Genomic DNA, 23,403 nt, shown 5'->3' on the forward strand with positions numbered 1-23,403 from the left:
CGCCCGCCGGCTCTCAGGGGCGAAGCGGCTTTGCCGGTTTGGGCGTAGTCACGCCGCAGGCGCGCAACACCCATCTGCGGCCGTCGCTGCGAAAATCGGTGATGCTCAGCGGCTCGATGTCGATCTTCCAGCTGGCGGCAAGCGGCGCGCCGAGAACATGCAAGATTGCTGTGCGAATGACGCTGGCATGGGTCAGTGCGATCGTGTGACCGCGCTCGGCGATTAGCCGGTTCATCAAATTGGAGGCCCGATGGGCAACATCGGCCAGCGACTCGCCGCCATGCGGTGCTGCATTGGGGTCTGTCAGCCAGGCGGCGATATCCTCCGGCTGCTCGGCCTGAATCTCCTCAAAGCTCCTGCCGGCCCAGCTTCCATGATCCTGGTCCGCCAGGAGCGGTTCGAAGGATGCCTCCAGCCCAAGGGCCTCGGCGGTCTGCCGGGCACGAAGCGAGGGCGCGGTCCACACGCGTTCGGCGCGACGCAGCGTCCCGCGCATCGCCTTCGCCAGCGTCAGCGATCGCGGCTCCAACGGCTCGTCCGCAGGGAACGCTCCCAGGCGTGTCGCGGTCGTGGCGCCGTTGCAGATCATCGTCAGCCGTACGAGCATAAAGCAGTGATCCCCAAGCCGCTTTCGAAGCGGCGCATACGCAGCGATTAGAATAGCGGCTATCGTTTCGATCGAAAGGCCACACCCTTGGGTGCCGCCTTGTGTTTCGCACAACTAAAACCGCTGGCGAAGCGCCTTCTATTTGCGTATCACTCCGCCGCGCCAACGGAACCATAGTGATGTTTGAAGACCTGCAGCCAGCTCCCGCCGACAAGATCCTGGCCCTGATCGGCCTCTATCGCGCCGATCCGCGCCCCAACAAGGTCGACCTCGGCGTCGGCGTCTACAAGGATCGCGACGGCAAGACGCCGGTGATGCGCGCCGTGGGCGAGGCCGAAAAGCGGCTGCTGAACAGCCAGGACACCAAGACCTATCTTGGCCTTGCCGGCGATGTCGGTTTCAACGCGGTGATGGCCAAGCTCGCCTTCGGCCCGGGGGCGGACATGACGCGCATCCGGGCGGCACAGGCGCCTGGCGGCTCCGGTGCGTTGCGCCTTGTGGCGGAGTTGCTGAAGCGGACGCGCTCGGACGCCACCGTCTGGCTGTCTGACCCGACCTGGCCGAACCATATGCCGGTGATGCGCGCCGCCGGCCTGCAAATCCGCGAATATCCTTATTTCGACGCAGCCTCGGGGGCGGTTCGTTTCGACGACATGCTGGCGGCGTTGCGGACGGCAGAGAGCGGCGACGTGGTGCTGCTGCATGGCTGCTGCCACAACCCGACCGGCGCCAACCTGGATGCGGCACAGTGGGAGGCCGTCACCGATCTGGTCGTCGAGCGTGGGCTGCTGCCGTTCGTCGACATCGCCTATCAGGGCTTTGGCGACGGCCTCGAGGCCGATGCTCTCGGCTTGCGCCTGCTGGCGGCGAAAGTGCCGGAAATGGTCGTCGCCTCAAGCTGCTCGAAGAATTTTGCCGTCTACCGCGACCGTGTCGGTGCGGCGATGGTCCTGGCCAGGGACGGCGCACAGGCCGATGTGGCGATGAGCCAGATGCTGTCGGCGGCGCGCGCCATGTATTCGATGCCGCCGGACCATGGTGCGGCGGCCGTGCGCATCGTCCTGGAAGACGCCACCTTGCGTGCCGACTGGGAAGCCGAGCTGGAAGAGATGCGCCTGCGCATGCTTCGGCTTCGCGTCCAGTTCGCCGAGGCACTGCGCCGGCAATCCAACTCCGACCGCTTCGACTTCGTCGCCAGCCATCGCGGCATGTTCTCGCGACTTGGCCTCACGGAAGCGCAGGTCGAGCGGTTGCGCACCGAACATGGCGTCTACATGGTCGGCGACAGCCGCATCAACGTCGCCGGGCTGCCTGAAGACGGCATGGATGACCTCGCCAAGGCCATCGTCTCCGTGATCGACTGAAGCGGCTCACCTGTGGACAAGGCCCCCTCGCCGGCTGACAACATTGGCCGCGCGTCGGGCCGCAGGATAGCATCCGCCGCATGACGCCATCGAAAGACATTTCGCGCCTGATCGAGATCATGGCGGCGCTGCGCGCGCCGAAGACAGGCTGTCCATGGGACATCGAGCAGGATTTCTCGACCATCGCCCCCTACACGATCGAGGAAGCCTATGAGGTGGCGGATGCCATCGCCCGTGGTGATCTCGATGACCTGCGCGACGAACTCGGCGATCTCCTGCTGCAGGTCGTCTATCATGCGCAAATGGCTGAGGAAGAGGGTGAATTCGCCTTCCCGGACGTCGTCCAGGCCATCACCACCAAGATGATCCGTCGCCATCCGCATGTCTTCGGCGACGAGAAGGCGCGCAGCGCCGGCATGGCCAAGGGCATGTGGGAAAAGATCAAAGCTGAGGAGAAGGCGGAGAAGCGGCAAGCCCGCCTCGCGCGCGGCCTCGACCCGGAGGACAATGGCAAGGGGTTCCTGGACAGCGTTCCGGTCGCCCTGCCCGCTTTGACGCGGGCGTTGAAACTTCAGGAGAAAGCTGCTCGTGTCGGCTTCGACTGGAGCGAGGCGGCACCCATCCTCGACAAGATCGAGGAAGAGATCGGTGAGTTGCGCGAGGCGCTGGCCAAGGGCGAGATGGCCGCGATCAAGGACGAATTCGGCGACATGCTGTTCGCCGTCGTCAATCTCGGGCGGCATCTCAAGCTCGATTCGGAAGCGGCGCTGAGCGGTACGAATGAAAAATTCCGCTCACGCTTCCACTATGTCGAGCAGGCCCTGGAAAAGTCAGGCAATACGCTGGAAAAGGCCACCCTGGCCGAGATGGAAGCGCTCTGGCAGGAAGCGAAGAGCGCGAAGTAGGCCCGTCAACCGGCAATTCCGGACGGAAAGCACTGCACGCTTTCCTGGAATTGCTCCGGGCTACCCGTTGTTTTTACGACGCAATCGGTTCTCGATCTCTTCGCGGGCGCTTTGCGTGGCCTTGAGCGAGATGGTGGCGCTGCCGTCGTCATTGTCGGTGCGCGAAACGACATCGCCATTGCGGTAAAGCCAGTCGACAAGACCGAACTGCGCCGGCTCGATCGTCACCGTCAGGTCTTCGAGCTCGCCCGCCATGCGTGTCTCGATGAGCGCTTTCAGCGCGTCGATGCCCTCGCCGGTCACCGCCGACACGGCGATCGGCGGACCCTTGCTGCCGTCGGCGGCATCGGCGAGCAGCCGGCTCCTGTTGCCTTTGTCCAAAAGATCGATCTTGTTCCAGACCTCGATCACGCGCTTGGTATCACTGGCGTCTACGCCGAGGTCGGCCAGGATGCGCTCGACATCCTCTGCCTGTGCGGTCGTGTCGGGATCGGAGATGTCGCGCAGATGGATGACGAGATCGGCCTCGACTACCTCTTCCAGCGTCGCGCGAAAAGCCGCGATCAGATGCGTCGGCAGATCCGAGATGAAACCGACCGTGTCCGACAGGATGATCGGCGTGCCATGCGGCAGGCGCACGCGGCGCAGCGTCGGGTCGAGCGTGGCGAACAGCATGTCCTGCGCCAGCACGTCCGCTCCGGTCAGCCTGTTGAACAGCGTCGACTTGCCGGCATTGGTGTAGCCGACGATCGCCACCACCGGGAACGGCACCTTCTTGCGCTTGGCGCGGTGCAGGTCGCGGGTACGGCGAACCGTTTCCAGCTCGTGCTTCAGCTTGATGATCTTTTCCTGCAACTGCCGCCGATCGGATTCGATCTGGGTTTCGCCGGGGCCGCCGAGGAAGCCGGCGCCGCCGCGCTGACGTTCAAGGTGGGTCCAGCTGCGGACAAGGCGGCCCTTCTGGTAGTTGAGATGGGCAAGTTCGACCTGCAGCGTGCCTTCCTTGGTACGGGCGCGCTCGCCAAAGATCTCGAGGATCAATCCGGTGCGGTCCAACACCTTGGCATGCAGTTCCTTCTCGAGATTGCGCTGCTGCACCGGGGTCAGAGGATGGTCGACGATGACCAGCTCCGCGTCCTTCTCCTTGACGATCTCGGCAAACTCTTCGACCTTGCCACTGCCGAGCAACGTCGCCGGGCGTGGGTCGTTGACGGTCACTACAGCCGTATGGACGGGGTCGAGATTGATGGCCCGGGCAAGGCCGACCGCCTCGTCGTGGCGGGCTTCAGCGGACCGCGTCAAGCGAGGACGGTTGGTATCGTCGTCGCCGCGCGGCTGGCGGGTAAGCACAGGTACAATGACGACAGCCCGGGTCGGCCCCTTGGCTTCCGTCCCGGGATGATGTGCTGGTTTTCCGCGAACCATAGCGTCCGCGTCTTTCTCACGTGCCAATCAGGCGCCCTGGCTTTCCTCGCCATCGAACATCTGAACCGGCTGGCTCGGCATGATCGTGGAAATGGCGTGCTTGTAGACGAGCTGGGAGTGGCCGTCGCGGCGCAGCAGGACACAGAAATTGTCGAACGAAGTGACCACGCCGGTCAGCTTCACGCCGTTGATGAGGAAGATGGTGAGCGGGTTCTTGCTCTTGCGAACTGAATTCAGGAACAGGTCCTGAAGGTTTTGCGATCGTTCCGCCATTGTTCTTGTCTTTCGCCGATCCCCTTCGGTTTGCTAGCCAATGCGCCAAATTGTCGGGCACATGTCAAGCGCGCAAACACCGTCTTGTCGTCAGTAACGACAAGCAGAACGAGATATATTGATGTTCATTCCACCTGTGCGGTTATCAGGCTGGACTTTTTTCCGCAACGTCAAAAAAGGCTTGCCGCAACGAAAGTGTTATTGAGCCGGGGTGACCATTGGCGACCGGATCGCCGTCGATCGATACGACCGGCATGGCAATCGTGGTCGCGGAACTAATGAAAGCCTCGCGCGCCACCTTGGCCTCGGCAACGGAAAAACCGCGCTCCTCGATCTTCAGGCCGAGCTTTGCCGCCACCTCAAACATGGTCGTGCGGGTGATGCCGCGCAGGATGCCATGATCGGCCGGCCTGGTGACCAGGACGCCGTCCTTGGTAACGATCCAGGCGTTCGACGACCCGCCTTCCTTGACGTTGCCGTCGGTGTCGACGAACCATGCCTCCTGGGCGCCCGCTTCCTTGGCCTTCTGCTTGGCCAATACATTGGGCAGCAGTCCGACGCTCTTGATGTCCACCCGGTCCCAGCGGTTCTCGGGCACGGTGATGACCGCGATGCCTGTTTCGGCTCGCTTTGTACCGGCGGCGGGATCGGCCTTCTTGGCTGTCACCACCAGGGACGGCTTGGTATCAGCCGACGGGAAGACAAAGTCGCGGCTTGCGACACCGCGCGTCACCTGGACATAGACCAGACCGTTGACGACATGGTTGCGGTTGACCACTTCGCGCAGGATGAGCGGCAGCACATTGCGCGCGACCGGCCAGGCGATCGACAGTTCGGTCAGCGAGCGGTTCAGCCGCGCAAGGTGGCGCGGCATGTCGACGATAAAGCCGCGCGCCACTTCGCAGACCTCATAGACACCGTCGGCGAATTGATAGCCGCGATCCTCGATATGCACGGAAGCATCCGCGTGAGCGACGTAGCGCCCGTTGACATAGGCAATGCGCGGCATTGGCGACCCCTGGAAAACTCTCGGGCTTTCTTATGCGATTCCGCCTTGGCCGTAACCGGCAAATGCTTGGCCCAGGCGTGGCTGAACAGACATCGCGCCTGTCAGACGCCCAGCGACTTCAGCTTGCGGTGCAGGGCCGAGCGTTCCATGCCGATGAACTCGGCCGTCTTCGAGATATTGCCGCCGAAGCGGTTGATCTGGGCGATCAGATAGTCCTTCTCGAACTGTTCACGCGCCTCGCGCAGCGGCAGCGCCATGATGTGCTGGTCGGACTGATTCGGCGTGCGCGGCATGACATCGCCGATCTCGGACGGCAGCAGGTCCGCGGTGATCGGCGCATCGACGTCGTCGCCCCGCGCCAGGATCATCAGGCGCTCGACATTGTTGCGCAGCTGGCGGACGTTCCCCGGCCAGTTGTGCGCCTGCAGCACAGCCAGCGCGTCGTCGCCGATGCGACGCGGCTTGATACCGGCCTGGCGGGCTATCTGCTTCATGAAGTTGTCGACGAGATAGGGAATGTCCTCGCGCCGCTCGGCCAGCCCCGGCACCATCACGGGAACCACTGCCAGGCGATGATAGAGATCCTCGCGGAAACGGCCATCGGCGATCATGGCTTCCAGGTTCTGCGAGGTCGAGGAGATGATGCGGACATCGACCTTGACCCGCTTTGTGCCCCCTACCCGCTCGAACTGCTGCTCGACCAGCACGCGCAGGATCTTGTTCTGCGTCTCGCGCGGCATGTCCGCCACTTCGTCGATGTAGAGGATGCCGCGATGAGCCTCTTCCAGCGCACCGACCTTGCGCTCGACACCGTTCGATTCGGTGCCGAACAGTTCTATCTCCATGCGCTCCGGCGTGATGTTGGCGGCGCTCAGCGTCACGAACGGCGCGCCCTTGCGCGCCGACAGCGTGTGGATGGCGCGGGCCGCCAGTTCCTTGCCCGAGCCGGACGGACCGATGATCATGACACGGCTGTTGGTCGGCGCGACGCGCTCGATGGTCTGACGCAGCTGGCTCATCGCCGACGACATGCCGATCAGGTCGAAGGTCTCGCCGCTGCGCTGCTTGAGGTCCGACACCTCGCGCCGCAGTTTCGAGGTTTCAAGCGCGCGCTCGGCAATGAGGATCAGCCTGTCGGCCTTGAACGGCTTCTCGATGAAATCATAGGCGCCACGACGGATGGCCGAGACCGCCGTTTCGATGTTTCCGTGGCCGGAGATCATCACCACCGGCAAGGTGGGATGCATGGTCTTGATCTCGTCCAGCAGTGCCAAGCCGTCCAGACGCGAACCCTGCAGCCAGATATCGAGGAAAATCAACCTCGGCGCACGATCAGCTATGGCAGCCAGCGCGCTGTCGGCGTCGAATGCCGTGCGGGTTTCGTGACCTTCGTCGCTCAGGATACCTGCGACGAGCTCGCGGATGTCTTCCTCGTCATCGACGATGAGAATATCAGACGCCATTACCGACCTTTTCAGTTTCTCTTTCGTGTTCCGTCTTGGCCTGGCCGCGCGGCGGCGTGGCAGCCGCGGGCGGCAGAATGATGCTGATCATCGCGCCGCGCCCGCCATGGAAGTCCGCAGGTGCATCATGAAGTTCCAGCCTGCCGCCATGGTCCTCCACGATCTTCTTGACGATAGCCAGACCAAGCCCGGTGCCCTTCTCTCGTGTGGTCATATAGGGCTCGAGCAGCCGTTGGCGATTCTCCCGCGGCAGACCTTTGCCATTGTCGATGACGTCGATTCGAATCGCGCCATTCTGACGGCCGGCTTGAATCCGGATTATGCCGTGCGAACCATCCTTCTGTTCCAGTCCATCGATCGCTTCGGCGGCATTCTTGATCACATTGCCGAAAGCCTGCGCCAGAAGGCGGCTGTCGAACGTGCCCTTGAGCGGTTCGTTGCCGAATATCCGCTCGAAGGTGATGTCGGCGCGGCTGACCTCGACCAGGAACGAAGCCTCGCGCAGCGATTCGCGCAGATCGATGGCCTTCATCTCGGGCTTTGGCATGCGTGCGAAGGCGGAGAATTCGTCGACCATGCGGCCGATATCCTCGACCTGCCGGATGATGGTGTCGGTGCATTGGTCGAAAACCTCGCGGTCCTCGGTGATGACCTTGCCGTAACGACGCTTGATGCGCTCGGCCGAAAGCTGAATCGGCGTCAGCGGGTTCTTGATCTCGTGGGCAATGCGGCGCGCCACGTCGGCCCAGGCGGAAGAACGCTGTGCCTGGACCAGATCGGTAATATCGTCGACGGTCACGACGTAGGATTTCTCCTCCGAGCCGTCGTCACCGGCCTCGATGGTGATCTGCACGTTGAACGTGCGCTCGGTGCCGGCGCGGAAGAATGTCACCTGCTCGCGGTAGACAGGCTTGCCTGACTGGCGGCCGATCTCGAAGACGCGGCCAACATGCGGCAGGATGGCGGAAAGGTTCTGCCCGAGCGCGGCACTGGCGGAGATGGCCAGCATCGATTCGGCCGAACGGTTGACGATGGTGATGATGCCGTAGGGATCGACGCCGATGACGCCGGCGGTGACACCGGCAAGCACGGCTTCGGAAAAGCGCCGCCGCTCGTCGATCAGGTCCTTTGCCGACAGGATCTCGTTGCGTTGCGATTTGAGCTCGAGCAGCATCTTGTTGAAAGTGTCGCCAAGCGAGGCGACATCGCCATCGGAAGGTCTGACGGGGACAGCGACGTCGAGATTGCCTGTGGCCACCTCGTCGGCGGCACCGATGAGCTGGCGAATGGGCCGCACAAGACGGTCGGCGACGGCAATGCCGGTCCAGATCGCCGACAGGATGATGATCAGGGTCAGCGACAGATACGGCAGCGCGAAGGCCACTTGCGAGGTGCGCCTGTTGTCTTCGAGATTGCGGTACTCGTCCGTATTGGACCTGACGATCTGCCGCGCCTTGATCACCTCGGGATCAACCAATCGGATGGTGTAGAGGTAGAGGCCCTCGATCTCACGCAGCTTGACGATGGCGCCCATGATGTTGCGGGTGCGCGGCTCTATCAGCACCGGTCTGCCGTCGGTGGCGCTGCTGACTGAGCCTTCCGGCGGTTCCGGCATGGCGAAATCGGCATCGGTCTGGGCGCTCATGACGAACGAGCCGTCGGGCTTGATCAGCGCCGCGTGGGCCAGCGACCGGCCTACCGCCTCCTTGTTGAGGAGGTCGAGAAAGCCCGTCCGGTCAAGGCCGTAGAGCGTGCGCGACGCATCGAGGTCATAGGCCATCGACAACGTCGTGCCTTGCAGATTGCGGGCGTTTTCCTGGACATAGGCATCGGCGATCGACAGCGAGGAATTGACGATCGTCTTGGTGCGAATCTCGAACCAGCGGTCGAGGCCGATATCGAGCGTGATCGAGGCAATGATCGCCACCATGATGGCGGGAATGGCGGCAACCAGCGCGAACATCGCAACGATGCGCACATGCAGCCGCGAGGCCGCCTTGCCGTGCCGGCGCGCCATCACGATGCGATGCACCTCGCGTCCAACCAGGGCGCTGAGGAAGAGCACGAAAGCGGCGTTGAGCGCGATCAGCGCCCAGGTCGTCCTGGCGTCAGGCGCGATCGGCGTCGCGCCGACCAGGATGGTGAAGGAGATGGCCGCCATGACCAGCGCGCCGACGACCGCCACCACGCCGGGCAGCGCCAGCAAGCGGCGCCCGTCGCGCGCGCCGGGTTCGCTGAAGAGCGGTTGGTTGATTACAGGTGCCTGCGGAGCCATGTCGCCGTCTTGGAGCCAATGATTGCGTCCGATCTATGCAACGCATTGTGGCGATTATGCAACAAGTGTGACAATGGCGGAAATCTTTCGCCGCTCAGTCCCCTGAAAAGAGCCGGATCGGATCAGCGCTCAGCCTGGCCGCGACGATTTATAGACATTGACGCCGAGTTCGCGAATCTTCTTGCGCAGCGTGTTGCGGTTCAGGCCCAGCAGCTCCGCTGCCTTGATCTGGTTGCCGCGAGTCGCCGTCATCGAGGCCAGGACCAACGGATATTCGACTTCGGACAGGATGCGCTGATAGAGCCCGGCCGGCGGCAATTCGCCGGCAAACGAGGCGAAATAGCGCTGCAGGAAATGCTCGACAGCCTGGCCGATGGAGAGGTCGTCGGGGATGAGGTTACCGCCGCCGGGGACCACGGGCCGTTCCCCGGTCTTGAGCTCCGCCTCGATGATCTCGGCGGAAATCTCGTCTTGCGAATAGAGGGCGGCCAGCCGGCGAACGAGGTTTTCCAGTTCGCGCACATTGCCCGGCCATGGGTAGCGCTTCATCAGCTCAATGCCGCCGGACGAGATGCGCTTGGTCTGCAGCCCCTCCATCTCGCCAAGCTTGAAGAAGTGGCGCACGAGGTCTGGCACGTCCTCGGACCGCTCGCGCAATGCCGGCAGCCTGAGGGGCACGACGTTGAGGCGGTAGAACAGATCCTCACGGAACAGTCCCTGGTTGATCAGGGTGCGCAGATCCTTGTTGGTGGCGGCGACAATGCGCACGTCGGTCTTGATAGGCGTACGGCCGCCGACCGTCGTATATTCGCCCTGCTGCAGGACGCGCAGCAGGCGCGTCTGCGCCTCCATCGGCATGTCGCCGATCTCGTCGAGGAAAAGGGTGCCGCCCTCGGCTTGTTCGAAACGGCCGGTGGAGCGGTTCTGGGCGCCGGTGAAAGCGCCCTTCTCGTGCCCGAACAGTTCTGATTCTATCAGGTCGCGCGGGATCGCCGCCATGTTGATGGCAACGAACGGGCCGCCGCGACGGCGGCCATATTCATGCAGCGCACGCGCCACCAGTTCCTTGCCGGTGCCGGATTCACCCGAGATCATCACCGTCAGGTCGGTCTGCATCATGCGCGCCAGCATGCGGTAGATGTCCTGCATGGCCGCCGAGCGGCCGACCAGCGGCATCGTTTCAGGCTGCTCATCCGGCCGCGCATCGATCTTCGGGCGTCGCGGCTCCGACAGCGCCCGGTTGACGATGTTGAGGAGTTCGGTCAGGTCGAACGGTTTTGGCAGATATTCATAGGCGCCGGTTTCGGATGCGCGAATCGCCGTCATGAACGTGTTCTGGGCGCTCATGACGATAACCGGCAGCTCCGGCCGCGCCTTCTTGATACGCGGCAGCATGTCGAAGGCGTTTTCGTCCGGCATCACCACGTCGGTAATGACGAGGTCGCCCTCACCCGCCGCCACCCAACGCCACAAGGTCGAGGCATTGGAGGTGACGCGCACCTCATGGCCGACGCGAGAAAGGGCCTGATTGAGCACGGTGCGGATCGCCGCATCGTCATCGGCGACGAGAATATTGCCGCGGGCGGTCATTTGCGGTCTCCTTCGCCGTCTTCATCGGCACCGAATGGCGTTTCCTTCCAGGCCGGCATCAGGATGCGGAAGGTGGTTCCGCGTGGGGTCGAGTCGCATTCGATGATGCCGCCATGCTCGCCGACGATCTTGGCGACGAGTGCCAGCCCCAGCCCCGAGCCGTTCGGCTTGGTGGTGATGAAGGGATCGAACAGGATCGGCAGGATGTCCTCCGAGACGCCGGAGCCATTGTCGCGCACGCAGAATTCCAGCGGCAGCGATACGCGGTCCTGCGTGCCCGGAACCGAAACGCGGATGCCCGGCCGGAAGGCGGTCGACAGCACGATCTCCCCCTGCGGGTCGCTGCCAATCGCCTCAGCGGCGTTCTTGACCAGGTTCAGGAACACCTGGATCAGCTGGTCGCGGTTGGCGAATACCGGAGGCAATGATGGATCATAGTCTTCCAATATCCTGATTTTCTTTGCAAAACCGTTCTTGGCGATCGCCTTGACATGGTCGAGCACGACGTGGATGTTGACGGGGTAACGGTCGATCGGCCGCTCGTCGGAAAACACCTCCATGCGATCGACCAGCGACACGATACGGTCCGTCTCGTCGGTGATCAGCCGGGTCAGAGCGCGGTCCTCGTCGGAGGCCGACAGTTCGAGCAACTGGGCAGCACCGCGAATGCCCGAGAGCGGGTTCTTGATTTCATGGGCAAGCATCGCCGCCAGGCCGGTCACCGAGCGCGCCGCACCACGATGCGTCATCTGCCGGTCGATCTTGTCGGCCATCGAGCGTTCCTGGAACATGACCACGACAGAGCCCGGGAATTCCGGCACCGGCGCGACATAGAGATCGACGACCTTCTCGATGCCCAGGCGCGGCGACGACACATCGACGCGATACTCGTTGACCGGAGCCCGGCGCTCGCGCACCTGATCGACAAGGGTCAGCAGCGGACTGCCGAAGGGGATCAGCTTGGACAGCGTGTTGCGCGCCAGCATGGTCGCGCTGGAGCGAAAGAAGTCCTCGGCATCGGCGTTGGCAAAGGTGATGAACCCCTCCTCGCTGATCATGATCACCGGACGCCGGATGGTGTTGAGAACGATCTGGGCGGCATCCGCCATTTCAGCGACCTGGCCTGCGGTGGCGTTCATGCGGCGCTCCGCAGGTTCAAGGGTTGCGGATCTCGCGAGAACACATTTCGCAGCAAGGCAATGACGCGGGCCGGCTCGAACGTGGTCAGGATGGCTTTCCGGTCGTCGTCGGCAACGCCAACGGCATGGCGATCGAGATACCAGCCCAGATGCTTGCGCGCCTGCCGCAAACCGCTCTCGACGCCATAAAGCGCCAGCATGTCCTCGTAGTGGGCGACGACATAGTCGGCCAATGCCGCGGGACTTTGCGGTATGTCGACCGCCGTTTCATCTGCCGCCGCGGCTGCGATGCCACCGGCGATCCAGGGCGCGCCATAATGCGCGCGGCCCACCATCACGGCATCGGCGCCGGATTGCTCGAGAATGGTGGCCGCTTCGGCCGGGGAGCAGACATCGCCGTTGGCAACGACGGGAATCGACACCGCTTCCTTGACGCGAGCAATGGCACGCCAGTCGGCCTTGCCCTGATAGAACTGGCAGCGCGTGCGGCCATGCACCGTCACCATCTGGACGCCCGCTTGCTCGGCACGGCGCGCCAGGAGGGGCGCATTGAGCGCACCTTCGTCCCAGCCCAGCCGCATCTTGACCGTCACCGGCACCTTGACCGCGCCGACCACGGCCTCGATCAACGACAGCGCATGGTCGAGGTCGAGCATCAATGCCGAGCCGGCATAGCCGCCGGTAACCTTCTTGGCCGGGCAACCCATGTTGATATCGATGATGTCGGCGCCCTCGCCGGCGGCGATCCGCGCGCCTTCGGCCATATGGGCGGCCTCGCGGCCCGCAAGCTGCACCATATGGACGGGCAGGCCGGAATGACGTATGCGCAGGTCGAAGCCGGCCCTGCCCTTGGCGAGTTCGCCGCTTGCCACCATTTCGGACACGACAAGGCCGGCGCCATGCGCATGGGCGCGCTGCCGGAAAGGCTCGTCGGTAATACCCGACATCGGCGCGAGGAACACGCGATTGCGGATTTCCACGCCGCCGACGTCGAGAGGCGCGGCCAATTTGGTCAGGTTAACCATGCACAAAAACCAAGCACGTCCATTCGTTGCACATTCTCTAGCCAGAACCGCCACAATGTGCAACGCGGAATGACGCCACATTAAGGCGCAATTGGGAAAATGCCGGCCTTCGGTGTTGTCGTGACCCGGACCGCCCTGCGCCCTTGAGGACGCGTCGTGGACACTTTGGAATTCATATTTGACGCACGATCTTTTCGGAAAACCAATTACACTTTTGGGGATCGTGCGCTAAGCCAATCGCCATGACTGACGGAAGTGAAAACTCGAGCGCGACAGGTGGGGTTGCGGTGGTGATCGTCGCCGCCGGCCGCGGCGCTCGTGCCGGGCAGGCCAACGGACCCAAGCAATACCAGAACATCGGCGGCCGCGCCGTCATTGCGCATACGCTGGAGATGTTTCTTGCCCATCCGCGAACCGGTCAGATTGTCGTCGCCATCCACGCCGACGATCACGAACTGTTCCGGCAGGCGGCGGGCGCCCAGGCCCAGCGTGTCATCGCCGTCATCGGCGGGCCGACCAGGCAGGAGTCCGTCCGGCTCGGGCTGCTGGCGCTGAAGGGCAACGCGCCGGACCAGGTTCTGATTCACGATGCCGTCCGCCCCTTCGTCGACGCGGACTTGATCGACCGCACCATCGCGGCCATCAGCGAACACGAGGGGGCGTTGCCTGCGCTGCCCGTTGCCGACACGCTGAAGCGCGAGTCGGCATCCGGCGTCGTGGCGGAAACCGTTTCCCGCAGCGGGCTGCACGCGGCGCAAACCCCGCAAGGTTTTCCCTACGGACCGATCCTTGCCGCGCACGACAAGGCCCATCAGCTGGGCAAGCTCGACTTCACCGACGACGCGGCCATCGCCGAATGGGCGCATATTCCGGTCAAGCTCGTTCCGGGCTCGCCGGACAATGTCAAACTCACCTGGGCACGGGACATCGCCATGGCGCACCAGCGACTTTCCAGCGAACGAACACACTTCCCCGACATCCGCACCGGCAACGGCTATGATGTCCATGCCTTCGAGGCCGGCGATCACGTGACCCTGTGCGGCGTCGCCATCCCGCACGACAAGAAATTGTCGGGCCATTCCGATGCCGATGTCGGCCTGCACGCCTTGACCGATGCGCTGCTGGCGACCTGCGGCGCCGGCGACATCGGCACGCATTTTCCTCCGTCCGATCCGCAGTGGAAGGGTGCTGCGTCGCGGATATTCGTCGAACATGCGGCGAGAGTGGTGCGCGAGCGCGGCGGACGCATCGCCAATGCCGACATCACGCTGATCTGTGAAGCGCCGCGTGTCGGCCCGCACCGCGAGGCGATGACATCTGCCCTGTCGCAGATGCTGGGGATTTCCGCCGACCGCATCTCGATCAAGGCGACAACCAACGAAAAACTCGGCTTCGTCGGCCGCGAGGAAGGTATTGCGGCGATCGCCACCGCCAGCGTGGTCTTCCCCGGCGAGGTGCCGGAATGAGCAACGGCGAGCTGGCATTTGCCCTGTTCGAGGCCTGCCGCGCGCGCGGCATCATGGTAGCGACGGCGGAAAGCTGCACGGGAGGCATGATCATTGCCGCGCTGACCGACATTGCAGGCTCATCCGCCGTGGTCGATCGCGGCTTCATCACCTATTCCAACGAAGCCAAGATGGACATGCTTGGGGTTTCCGCCGCCACGCTCGATGCGCATGGCGCGGTTTCCGGCGAGACAGCGATCGAGATGGCCGCCGGTGCGCTTTCCCGCTCGCGCGCGGGGTTGACCCTGGCGGTTACCGGGATCGCCGGGCCTGGCGGCGGTTCGGCGGAAAAACCTGTCGGCCTGGTCTGGTTTGGCGTCGGCCTGGCTGGCCAAACGGTGACCGCCGAACGCCAGCTGTTCGCCGACAAGGGCCGTGCTTTCATCCGCCGCGAGACGGTCAGGCACGCCCTGGAGTTGGGTCTGCGTGCGCTTGGCCAGCATCAGGCCGACGGCGCAACCCCATAAATGACGTCGGCGCGCTTTTCGAAAGCCTCGGCGAACATGCGAAAGGCGCGGTCGAACATGGTGCCCATCACCGCGCCCAGGATGCGGCTCTTGAACTCATAGTCGATGAAGAAGCGGACGGCACAGCCGGCCCCATCGGGCTCGAAGCGCCAGACATTGCTCAGATATTTGAACGGGCCGTCGATGTACTTCACATCGATGGCGTTCTCGTCGGGCTTCAGCAGCACCTGCGTCGTGAAGGTTTCGCGGATGGCCTTGTAGCCGATGCTCATGTCGGCGACGAGAACGGTACGCCCATCACGCTCCTTGCGCGAGCGCACCGTCAGCGCTTCGCAAAGCGGCAGGAATTGCGGATAGGCCTCGACATCGGCAACCAGCGCAAACATCTGCTGCGGCGTATGGCTAACGCGGCGGGTGGCTTCGAATTTCGGCATGAACGGCTCTAAAGCGGGTCGCGTCGAAACGGATTCATGCGACGCGCTTCAGAATCTTCGTTTTTATGCATGTCGTTCTCCCAAACCGAGGTCACTTTGGGCGACATGCATCAGAGCGATTTCTGGAGCTGCGCTTCCCGCGCCGCGCGTAGCCGGGCGAAATCGTCGCCGGCGTGGTGCGATGAACGCGTCAGCGGGCTCGATGCCACCAGCAGAAAACCCTTGGTCCGGCCGATCGTCTCAAAGGATTTGAATTCCTCCGGGGTGACGAAGCGGATCACCGGGTGGTGCTTCTTCGACGGCTGCAGATATTGGCCGATGGTCATGAAGTCGACATTGGCTGAACGCAGATCGTCCATCAGCTGCAGGATTTCATTCCGCTCCTCGCCCAGCCCGACCATGATGCCGGACTTGGTGAAGATCGACGGTTCGAGTTCCTTGACCCGCTGCAACAATCGGATCGAGTGGAAATAGCGCGCACCCGGCCGGACCTTAAGATAGTTGGACGGCACGGTTTCGAGATTGTGGTTGAAGACGTCGGGCCTGGCCGCCACCACGATCTCTAGCGCACCGTCCTTGCGCAGGAAATCGGGCGTCAGGATTTCGATGGTGGTCGATGGCGTTGCCGCGCGGATGGCCCGGATAACGTCGGCGAAGTGCTGCGCGCCGCCATCGGCGAGATCGTCGCGGTCGACCGAGGTGATGACGACGTGGCTGAGCCCCATCTGCTTGACGGCATGCGCAACGCGGGCAGGCTCATCAGGGTCGAGCGCGGTCGGAATGCCGGTGGCGACATTGCAGAAGGCACAGGCGCGGGTGCAGATCTCGCCCATGATCATGAAGGTGGCGTGCTTCTTTTCCCAGCATTCACCAATGTTGGGGCACCCGGCCTCTTCGCAGACCGTCACCAGCTTGTGGGATTTGACGATCTCACGCGTCTCGGCATAGCCCTTCGAGACCGGCGCCTTGACGCGGATCCAATCCGGTTTGCGCAAAACTTCCTGGTCGGGCTTGTGCGCCTTCTCGGGATGCCGCAGTCGCGGCGCGTTGGCGATCGTGTCGAGGACAGTGACCATCTGAACCCTGGCTTTTCTCGCGATCGCCCGTCGGCGATCGTCACTTTTACGTCATCTAGGACTTTTCGGTATAAAGAAAAAGGCTGCAGCGGCGCATGCCGCTACAACCGTTTTTGCATAGCGGGAACGATATGCCTTTAGCGGCGCACCAGGCGTGCGACCCAGATCAGCAGGCAGGCACCGATGAAGCCGGTGATCAGATAGGCGGTCCAGCCGACGCCGAACACGCCGATATTGAGAGCCTGCAGGATTGCGTTCAGCACCACTGCGCCGACGATACCCATGATAATGTTCATGAAAATGCCGGTGTTGCTCTTCATGACCATCTCGGCGAGCCAGCCTGCCAGGCCGCCGATGACGATGGCTGCGATCCAGCCCACGCCGTTCAAGTGCATTTGCCTTCTCCTTGCGCACGTAAAAATGCATCCGGAAACGAACTACGCTGCCGAAGAGATCCTGCGGCTTTCGCGGCTGAGTCTCTTGTGGCGAATCTATCATGCGTTCAATGCGCGGCCATAGGCGTCGAGCACGCTTTCCTTCATCATCTCCGACAGCGTCGGATGCGGGAAGATGGTGTGCATCAGTTCTTCCTCGGTCGTTTCGAGGTTCATAGCCACGACAAAACCCTGGATCAGTTCGGTCACTTCGGCGCCGACCATGTGCGCGCCGAGCAGTTGACCGGTCTTCTTGTCGAAGATTGTCTTGATGAAGCCCTGGTCCTCGCCCAGCGCGATCGCCTTGCCGTTGGCGGCGAACTGGAAGCGGCCGACGCGGATATCCTTGCCCTCGGCCTTGGCCTTGGCTTCCGTCAGGCCGACAGAGGCGACCTGCGGATTGCAGTAGGTGCAGCCGGGGATCTTGAGCTTGTCGATGGCATGCACGCCAGGGAAATTGGCGATCTTCTCGACGCACACGACGCCCTCATGCTCGGCCTTGTGGGCAAGCATCGGCGGGCCGGCGACATCGCCGATGGCGTAGATGCCGGGTACGTTCGTCTTGCCATAGCCGTCGACCACGACACAGCCGCGATCGGTCTTCACCCCAAGCGCTTCAAGGCCGAGATTCTCGATGTTGCCCTGCACGCCGACGGCCGAAATCATGCGGTCGGCGGTGATCTTCTCGACCTTGCCGTCCTTCATCTCGACATGCGCGGTGACCGAATTGGCCCCCTTTTCGACCTTGGTCACCTTGGCCTCGAGGATGATCTTCATGCCTTGCTTCTCGAACTGCCTTTGCGCGAATTTCGAGACTTCGGCATCCTCGACCGGCATCACCGCCGGCAACAATTCGACGACCGTCACGTCGGCACCCATGGTGCGGTAGAAGGAGGCGAATTCGATGCCGATGGCGCCCGAGCCCATCACCAGCAGCGATTTTGGCATCTCCTTCGGCACCATGGCTTCAAAATAGGTCCAGATCAGCTTGCCGTCCGGCTCGATGCCAGGCAGCGCGCGCGGCCGCGCACCGGTCGCCAGGATGATGTGCTTGGCGGTGTAGGTGCCCTCGCCCTTGACGCCCTTCGGCACCGGGGGTTGCGGCTCCATCGGCTTCTTGGCGGTCTTGGACACGACAATCTCGCCCGGCTTAGACAGCTTGGCTTCGCCCCAGATGACGTCGACCTTGTTCTTCTTCATCAGGAAGGCAACGCCGCCATTGAGCCGCAGCGAGACTTTGCGCGACCGGTCGACGACGGCCGATGTGTCGACGCTGACTTTGCCGTCGAGCTTCAGGCCGTAATCCTTCAGATGATCGGAATAGTGCATGATCTCGGCCGAGCGCAGCAGCGCCTTGGTCGGAATGCAGCCCCAGTTGAGGCAGATGCCGCCGAGATGCTCGCGCTCGACGATCGCCGTCTTGAAGCCAAGCTGGGCGGAACGCACCGCCGTGACATAGCCGCCCGGGCCGGAGCCGATGATGATGACGTCGTAGTTCTCAGCCACGATTTTTCTCCTTCAATCACAATTCCAGCATGACGCGCACGACCGGTGTCAGCGCCTTGCCGATGTTTCGCGTGTTTTCGGCGTCGAGATGGACGCCGTCGAGCGGTGTGGTTTGCGCCACGGTGCCGGCATCGAAGAAACCGCAACCGACTTCGTCGGCCAACGCCGCATATTGCGGTGCCAGGTGCCTGGAAGCATCGTCACCGCCGGCAAACATTTCCTTGAAGTCGGCATTTTCGGTGCGGCTTACAACGGGTGGCGACACAATGAGTATTTGTGGCGCCGGCCAGTCGAACGGATAGTCATGGCCACGCACGATGTCGATAAGCCGCTGGATGCCTTGCTTGGCCGCGACCGGATTGCCGTGGATCCACGGCTTCATGTCGTTGGCACCGAGCATGATGACGATCAGGTCGACCGGCGCGTGTGTCGTCAGCACCGTCGGCAACAGCCGTGCGCCGTTGCGGTCCGCCCCAGCCAGATGATCGTCGAAGGCCGTGGTGCGGCCATTGAGGCCGTCGGCGATGACCTGGACGCCGCCGCCAAGCCCAGCCTGCAGCACGCTTGGCCAGCGATCCTGCAGCGGATGGCGGCCACCCTCGGCATTGTAACCCCAGGTCAGCGAATCGCCGTAGCAAAGCACCGTCTTCATCCGTTCAACCCGTCTTGCTTCAATCAAACCGCGCCCTGCTCGCCAGCGCACGAAAAGCCATCGCTCAACGAAAAGACGAGGGTGAAGACAACCGTTACCAATGCTGAGAGCAAGAACACCAGGATGTACTCTTCCTGTGCGTTGGCGATGACAGCCGGTTGCTGTGCCCCCAACGCCGCCGGCGAATCCGGAAAGGATGAAGGCGAAAAGGCTGGTGAAGAATTTCCGCACCGCCTCTCCCCTTGCCTAGACCAGCATGCCCATCGGGTTTTCGATCAACCGCTTGAAGGCGACCAGCAGTTCGGCGCCAAGTGCCCCGTCGACGGCACGATGGTCCGTCGACAGCGTCACCGACATCACGGTGGCTACTCTGATCTCGCCGTTCTTGACCACGGCCCGCTCCTCACCGGCACCGACCGCCAGGATCGTCGCGTGCGGCGGGTTGATGACGGCGGCGAAGTCCTTGATGCCGAACATGCCGAGGTTCGACACCGCCGTGGTGCCGCCCTGATACTCTTCCGGCTTCAGCTTGCGGCTGCGCGCACGGCTCGCCAGATCTTTCATCTCGTTGGAGATGGTGGACAGCGACTTCTCGTCGGCATGTCGAATGATCGGCGTGATCAGGCCGCCGGGGATCGAGACGGCGACGCCGACATCGGCATGCTTGTGCCTGACCATGGCGGTTTCGGTCCATGAGGCATTGGCATCCGGCACCGCCTTCAGCGCCATCGCCATCGCCTTGATGACCATGTCGTTGACCGACAGCTTGTAGGCGGGAGCCTCGCCCTTGTCGGTCTTCTTCATCGGGGCGGCGGCATTGATCTGCGTGCGCAATGCCAGCAGCGCATCGAGCTCGCAGTCCAGCGTCAGGTAGAAATGCGGAATGGTGGTCTTGGCCTCGACGAGGCGGCGCGCAATGGTCTTGCGCATATTGTCGTGCGGGACGAGGTCGTAGGAACCCTCCTCGAAGAGCTTCAGCACCTGGTCGTCCGACATCGCCTTCACGGCGGGAGCGGAAGCAGCAGCCGGCGCGCCGGCCGGAGCCTTGGCCGCGGGCGCCGCCTTGGCACCGCCACCGGCAATCGCCGCGTCGACATCGGCCTTCACCACCCGCCCATGCGGGCCGGTGCCGGTCACTCCAGACACATCGACGCCGGCCTCCTTGGCGATGCGGCGCGCGAGCGGCGAGGCAAAGGTGCGCTCGCCAGCCGCATGACCATTGGCGACCGGAGTCGCCTCAGCCTTGGGCGCGGGGGCGGCAGGTTCGGCCTTCGGCACATCGGCCTTTATTACTTCAGCCTTGGCATCCGCCTTCGGCGCCTCGGCTTTCGCCGGTGCGGCACCACCACCGCTTTTCGCGGCGGCGCCTGCGTCCTCGCCTTCGGCAGCAAGGACCGCAATCAGCGCATTGACCTTGACGCCTTCGGTGCCTGCGGGGACGACGAGCTTGGCTACCGTGCCCTCATCGACGGCTTCCACTTCCATCGTCGCCTTGTCGGTCTCGATCTCGGCGATGACGTCGCCTGGCGAAACCTTGTCGCCTTCCTTGACCAGCCACTTCGAAAGATTGCCCTCTTCCATCGTGGGCGAGAGCGCCGGCATGGTGATGTTGATTGGCATTTTGACCTCCCGCCCGGTTCAGCGATACGTGACGGCTTTGACCGCCTCGATGACCTCGCCGACATTCGGCAGTGCCAGTTTTTCGAGGTTGGCCGCATAAGGCATCGGCACATCCTTGCCGGCAATGGTGATGACCGGCGCGTCGAGGAAATCGAAGGCACGCTGCGAGACCTGGTTGGCGATGTGGTCGCCGACCGAGTTCTGCGGGAAGCCCTCTTCCACCACGACCAGCCGATTGGTCTTCTTGACCGAGGCGATGATCGTGTCGAGATCGAGCGGGCGGATGGTCCTGAGATCGATGATCTCGGCGTCGATTCCCATGCCGCGCAATTCCGCTTCCGCCTTGACCGCATAGGTCATGCCGATGCCGAACGACACGATGGTGACGTCCTTGCCTTGCTTGTGGATGCGCGCCTTGCCGATCGGCAGCACGAAATCATCGAGCTTGGGCACGTCGAAGGACTGGCCGTAGAGGATTTCGTTCTCAAGGAAGATGATCGGGTTGGGGTCGCGGATCGCGGCTTTCAGCAAGCCCTTGGCGTCGGCGGCCGTATACGGCATCACCACCTTCAGGCCCGGAATGTGGCTGTACCAGGCGGCGTAGCACTGCGAGTGCTGGGCGGCGACACGGGCGGCAGCGCCGTTAGGTCCGCGAAACACGATCGGCGCCCCCATCTGGCCGCCCGACATATAGAGCGTCTTGGCGGCCGAATTGATGATCTGGTCGATCGCCTGCATGGCGAAGTTGAAGGTCATGAACTCGACGATCGGCTTCAGCCCGGCCATCGCGGCACCGACGCCGACGCCGGCAAAACCGTGCTCGGTGATCGGCGTGTCGACGACGCGGCGCGGTCCGAACTCCTGCAGCAACCCTTGCGTGATCTTGTAGGCGCCCTGGTATTCGGCGACCTCCTCGCCCATGACGAAGACATCGCCGTCGCGGCGCATCTCCTCGGCCATGGCATCGCGCAGCGCTTCGCGCACCGTGGTCGAGACCATCTCGGTGCCGGCAGGGATATCCGGATCGGCGGCGATCTCGGTCTTCGGCGCCGCCGCGACTGGTGCCGCGGCCTCGCTCTTGGCCGCAATTGGCGCCGGTGCAGCCGTTTCAGCCTTGGCAGGCTCTTCGCCGATGCCTTCGCCGGCCTTGTCGGTGTCTTCGCCTTCAACCGCAAGCACGGCGATCACCGCGTTGACCTTGACGCCTTCGGTGCCGGCTGGAACCACGATCTTGGCCAGAGTGCCTTCATCGACGGCTTCGACTTCCATCGTCGCCTTGTCGGTTTCGATCTCGGCGATGACGTCGCCGGCGACGACCTTGTCGCCCTCGTTCTTCAACCACTTGGAAAGATTGCCCTCTTCCATGGTCGGCGAGAGAGCGGGCATGAGAATTTCGATCGGCATGTCCTGGCCCTCCCTTACAATACGATATCGGTCCAGAGCTCGGACGGATCCGGCTCCGCATCGTTCTGGGCAAACTCGGCGGCGTCGGCGACGATGTCGCGAACCTCCTTGTCGATGGTCTTCAATTCGTCTTCGGCCGCCCACTTCTTCTCGATCAGCCGCGCCTTGACCTGCTCGATCGGGTCATGCTCGGAGCGCATCTTCTGTACTTCTTCCTTCGAGCGGTATTTCGCCGGATCCGACATCGAGTGGCCGCGATAGCGATAGGTCTGCATTTCGAGGATCAGCGGGCCATTGCCGGCACGGCACCATTCGGTGGCGAGTTCGCCGGCGGCCTTGACCGCGCGCACATCCATGCCGTCGACCTGGATACCTGGAATCTTGAAGGACGCCCCCCGGTGCGAGAAATCCGTCTCCGCGGAAGAGCGCGAAACCGACGTGCCCATGGCGTAGCGGTTGTTCTCGATGATGTAGATCACCGGCAGCTTCCACAGCGAGGCCATGTTGAAGCTTTCATAGACCTGGCCCTGGTTGGCCGCGCCATCGCCGAAATAGGTCAGCGAGACATTGTTGTTGTCGCGGTAGCGGTTGGCGAAAGCCAGCCCGGTGCCGAGCGAAACCTGCGCGCCGACAATGCCGTGGCCACCGTAAAAATGCTTCTCCTTGGAGAACATGTGCATGGAGCCGCCCTTGCCCCGTGACAGGCCGCCACGGCGCCCGGTCAGTTCGGCCATGACGCCGCGCGGAGAAAGCTCCATCGCCAGCATGTGGCCGTGGTCGCGATAGGCGGTGATCATCTGATCGCCTTCGATCAGCGCCATCTTCATGCCGGTGACGACCGCTTCCTGGCCGATATAGAGATGGCAGAAGCCGCCGATGAAGCCCATGCCGTAGAGCTGGCCGGCCTTTTCCTCGAAGCGGCGGATGAGCAGCATATGCCGGTAGGCGGCAAGCTCTTCGTCCTTGGTGAATTCAGCGGGCTTGGGCGCGGAAAGACCCGATTTGCCGTCGGATTTCGATTTGGCAGGCGCTTTTCTGGCTGCGGTGGCCATGCATCACTCCCTGTTGGCGTCTCTTTGCGGACATTAGGGCAGGATGAAATCCGCCCTGGGAAGATCAGCTCTCCCCACCGATTTATGCAAGGCTAACACGCGTTACAGCGTTGCGCCATGACGAATTTGCATAGCTGGCATGCGCCTAAGCGATTAAAATCATTGAAAATATTGGTGA

21 protein-coding genes are annotated in these 23,403 nt (G+C 63.0%); 4 read left to right on the plus strand and 17 right to left on the minus strand.

The features are described from left to right. Positions 1–13: 13 nt before the first annotated feature. Positions 14–607, minus strand: a complete 594-nt coding sequence (locus tag MesoLj_RS23350) for a histidine phosphatase family protein (RefSeq protein ID WP_202322749.1) — start codon at positions 605–607, stop codon at positions 14–16. 179 nt (positions 608–786) lie between these two features. On the opposite strand from MesoLj_RS23350, the gene MesoLj_RS23355 reads away from it, so the two are divergent. Then, the gene (locus MesoLj_RS23355; protein WP_202322750.1) at positions 787–1,971 is read left to right on the plus strand and encodes an amino acid aminotransferase; all 1,185 of its coding nucleotides are present in this window, start codon (positions 787–789) and stop codon (positions 1,969–1,971) included. An 80-nt stretch (positions 1,972–2,051) separates the two neighbouring features. Further along, positions 2,052–2,876: a nucleoside triphosphate pyrophosphohydrolase gene (gene mazG, locus MesoLj_RS23360; protein ID WP_202322751.1), complete on the plus strand. Its 825-nt coding sequence runs from the start codon at positions 2,052–2,054 to the stop codon at positions 2,874–2,876. A 60-nt stretch (positions 2,877–2,936) separates the two neighbouring features. On the opposite strand, the gene hflX is transcribed toward mazG, so the two are convergent. The 8 genes from hflX to dusB all read right to left on the minus strand — a co-directional run bounded on the left by hflX (position 2,937) and on the right by dusB (position 13,075). Continuing rightward, positions 2,937–4,328: a GTPase HflX gene (hflX, locus tag MesoLj_RS23365; protein WP_202322752.1), complete on the minus strand. Its 1,392-nt coding sequence runs from the start codon at positions 4,326–4,328 to the stop codon at positions 2,937–2,939. After that, positions 4,329–4,574 (minus strand): RNA chaperone Hfq, encoded by a 246-nt coding sequence (gene hfq / locus MesoLj_RS23370; RefSeq protein ID WP_006202172.1) that lies wholly within the window; start codon positions 4,572–4,574, stop codon positions 4,329–4,331. Positions 4,575–4,719: 145 nt separating this feature from the next. Further along, on the minus strand, positions 4,720–5,583 hold the full coding sequence (locus MesoLj_RS23375) for a D-amino-acid transaminase (RefSeq protein ID WP_202322753.1): 864 nt from the start codon (positions 5,581–5,583) through the stop codon (positions 4,720–4,722). Positions 5,584–5,684: 101 nt separating this feature from the next. Then, complete coding sequence (ntrX, locus tag MesoLj_RS23380) at positions 5,685–7,046, minus strand: nitrogen assimilation response regulator NtrX (RefSeq protein ID WP_010909346.1); 1,362 nt, start codon at positions 7,044–7,046, stop codon at positions 5,685–5,687. Next, a complete protein-coding gene (locus MesoLj_RS23385; RefSeq protein WP_202322754.1) occupies positions 7,036–9,321 on the minus strand; it encodes a sensor histidine kinase NtrY-like in 2,286 nt (761 codons plus the stop codon). Before MesoLj_RS23385 ends, ntrX begins: the two co-directional genes overlap by 11 nt. Before the next feature lie 129 nt (positions 9,322–9,450). Then, positions 9,451–10,911 carry a nitrogen regulation protein NR(I) gene (ntrC, locus tag MesoLj_RS23390; RefSeq protein ID WP_010909344.1) on the minus strand — a complete coding sequence of 487 codons (1,461 nt, stop codon included), beginning with the start codon at positions 10,909–10,911 and terminating at the stop codon, positions 9,451–9,453. Next, the gene (locus MesoLj_RS23395) at positions 10,908–12,050 is read right to left on the minus strand and encodes a two-component system sensor histidine kinase NtrB (protein WP_140773869.1); all 1,143 of its coding nucleotides are present in this window, start codon (positions 12,048–12,050) and stop codon (positions 10,908–10,910) included. The genes ntrC and MesoLj_RS23395 overlap by 4 nt, the downstream gene beginning before the upstream one ends. Beyond that, positions 12,047–13,075 carry a tRNA dihydrouridine synthase DusB gene (gene dusB / locus MesoLj_RS23400; RefSeq protein WP_202322755.1) on the minus strand — a complete coding sequence of 343 codons (1,029 nt, stop codon included), beginning with the start codon at positions 13,073–13,075 and terminating at the stop codon, positions 12,047–12,049. The genes MesoLj_RS23395 and dusB overlap by 4 nt, the downstream gene beginning before the upstream one ends. Before the next feature lie 242 nt (positions 13,076–13,317). On the opposite strand from dusB, the gene MesoLj_RS23405 reads away from it, so the two are divergent. Both MesoLj_RS23405 and MesoLj_RS23410 read left to right on the plus strand, forming a co-directional pair. After that, positions 13,318–14,541, plus strand: a complete 1,224-nt coding sequence (locus tag MesoLj_RS23405; protein WP_202322756.1) for a bifunctional 2-C-methyl-D-erythritol 4-phosphate cytidylyltransferase/2-C-methyl-D-erythritol 2,4-cyclodiphosphate synthase — start codon at positions 13,318–13,320, stop codon at positions 14,539–14,541. After that, positions 14,538–15,047, plus strand: coding sequence for a CinA family protein (locus tag MesoLj_RS23410; RefSeq protein WP_202322757.1), 510 nt, complete (start codon positions 14,538–14,540; stop codon positions 15,045–15,047). Before MesoLj_RS23405 ends, MesoLj_RS23410 begins: the two co-directional genes overlap by 4 nt. Here MesoLj_RS23410 and MesoLj_RS23415 read toward each other — a convergent pair. The 8 genes from MesoLj_RS23415 to pdhA all read right to left on the minus strand — a co-directional run bounded on the left by MesoLj_RS23415 (position 15,023) and on the right by pdhA (position 23,225). Next, a complete protein-coding gene (locus tag MesoLj_RS23415; RefSeq protein WP_202322758.1) occupies positions 15,023–15,481 on the minus strand; it encodes a type II toxin-antitoxin system RatA family toxin in 459 nt (152 codons plus the stop codon). The two genes, MesoLj_RS23410 and MesoLj_RS23415, sit on opposite strands and share 25 nt — an antisense overlap. A gap of 110 nt (positions 15,482–15,591) precedes the next feature. Next, a complete protein-coding gene (gene lipA / locus MesoLj_RS23420; protein ID WP_202322759.1) occupies positions 15,592–16,557 on the minus strand; it encodes a lipoyl synthase in 966 nt (321 codons plus the stop codon). Positions 16,558–16,694: 137 nt separating this feature from the next. Further along, on the minus strand, positions 16,695–16,952 hold the full coding sequence (locus MesoLj_RS23425; RefSeq protein ID WP_202322760.1) for a GlsB/YeaQ/YmgE family stress response membrane protein: 258 nt from the start codon (positions 16,950–16,952) through the stop codon (positions 16,695–16,697). Between the two features lie 99 nt (positions 16,953–17,051). Then, on the minus strand, positions 17,052–18,497 hold the full coding sequence (gene lpdA / locus MesoLj_RS23430) for a dihydrolipoyl dehydrogenase (protein WP_202322761.1): 1,446 nt from the start codon (positions 18,495–18,497) through the stop codon (positions 17,052–17,054). 16 nt (positions 18,498–18,513) lie between these two features. Further along, on the minus strand, positions 18,514–19,149 hold the full coding sequence (locus tag MesoLj_RS23435; protein WP_202322762.1) for an SGNH/GDSL hydrolase family protein: 636 nt from the start codon (positions 19,147–19,149) through the stop codon (positions 18,514–18,516). Positions 19,150–19,395: 246 nt separating this feature from the next. Then, on the minus strand, positions 19,396–20,769 hold the full coding sequence (locus tag MesoLj_RS23440) for a pyruvate dehydrogenase complex dihydrolipoamide acetyltransferase (protein WP_202322763.1): 1,374 nt from the start codon (positions 20,767–20,769) through the stop codon (positions 19,396–19,398). A gap of 18 nt (positions 20,770–20,787) precedes the next feature. Further along, the gene (locus MesoLj_RS23445) at positions 20,788–22,173 is read right to left on the minus strand and encodes a pyruvate dehydrogenase complex E1 component subunit beta (RefSeq protein WP_202322764.1); all 1,386 of its coding nucleotides are present in this window, start codon (positions 22,171–22,173) and stop codon (positions 20,788–20,790) included. A gap of 14 nt (positions 22,174–22,187) precedes the next feature. Next, positions 22,188–23,225, minus strand: coding sequence for a pyruvate dehydrogenase (acetyl-transferring) E1 component subunit alpha (gene pdhA / locus MesoLj_RS23450; RefSeq protein WP_202322765.1), 1,038 nt, complete (start codon positions 23,223–23,225; stop codon positions 22,188–22,190). Between the last annotated feature and the right edge of the window lie 178 nt (positions 23,226–23,403).

It is taken from the genome of Mesorhizobium sp. 113-3-9 (genome assembly GCF_016756515.1).
Classification (GTDB): Bacteria; Pseudomonadota; Alphaproteobacteria; order Rhizobiales; family Rhizobiaceae; genus Mesorhizobium.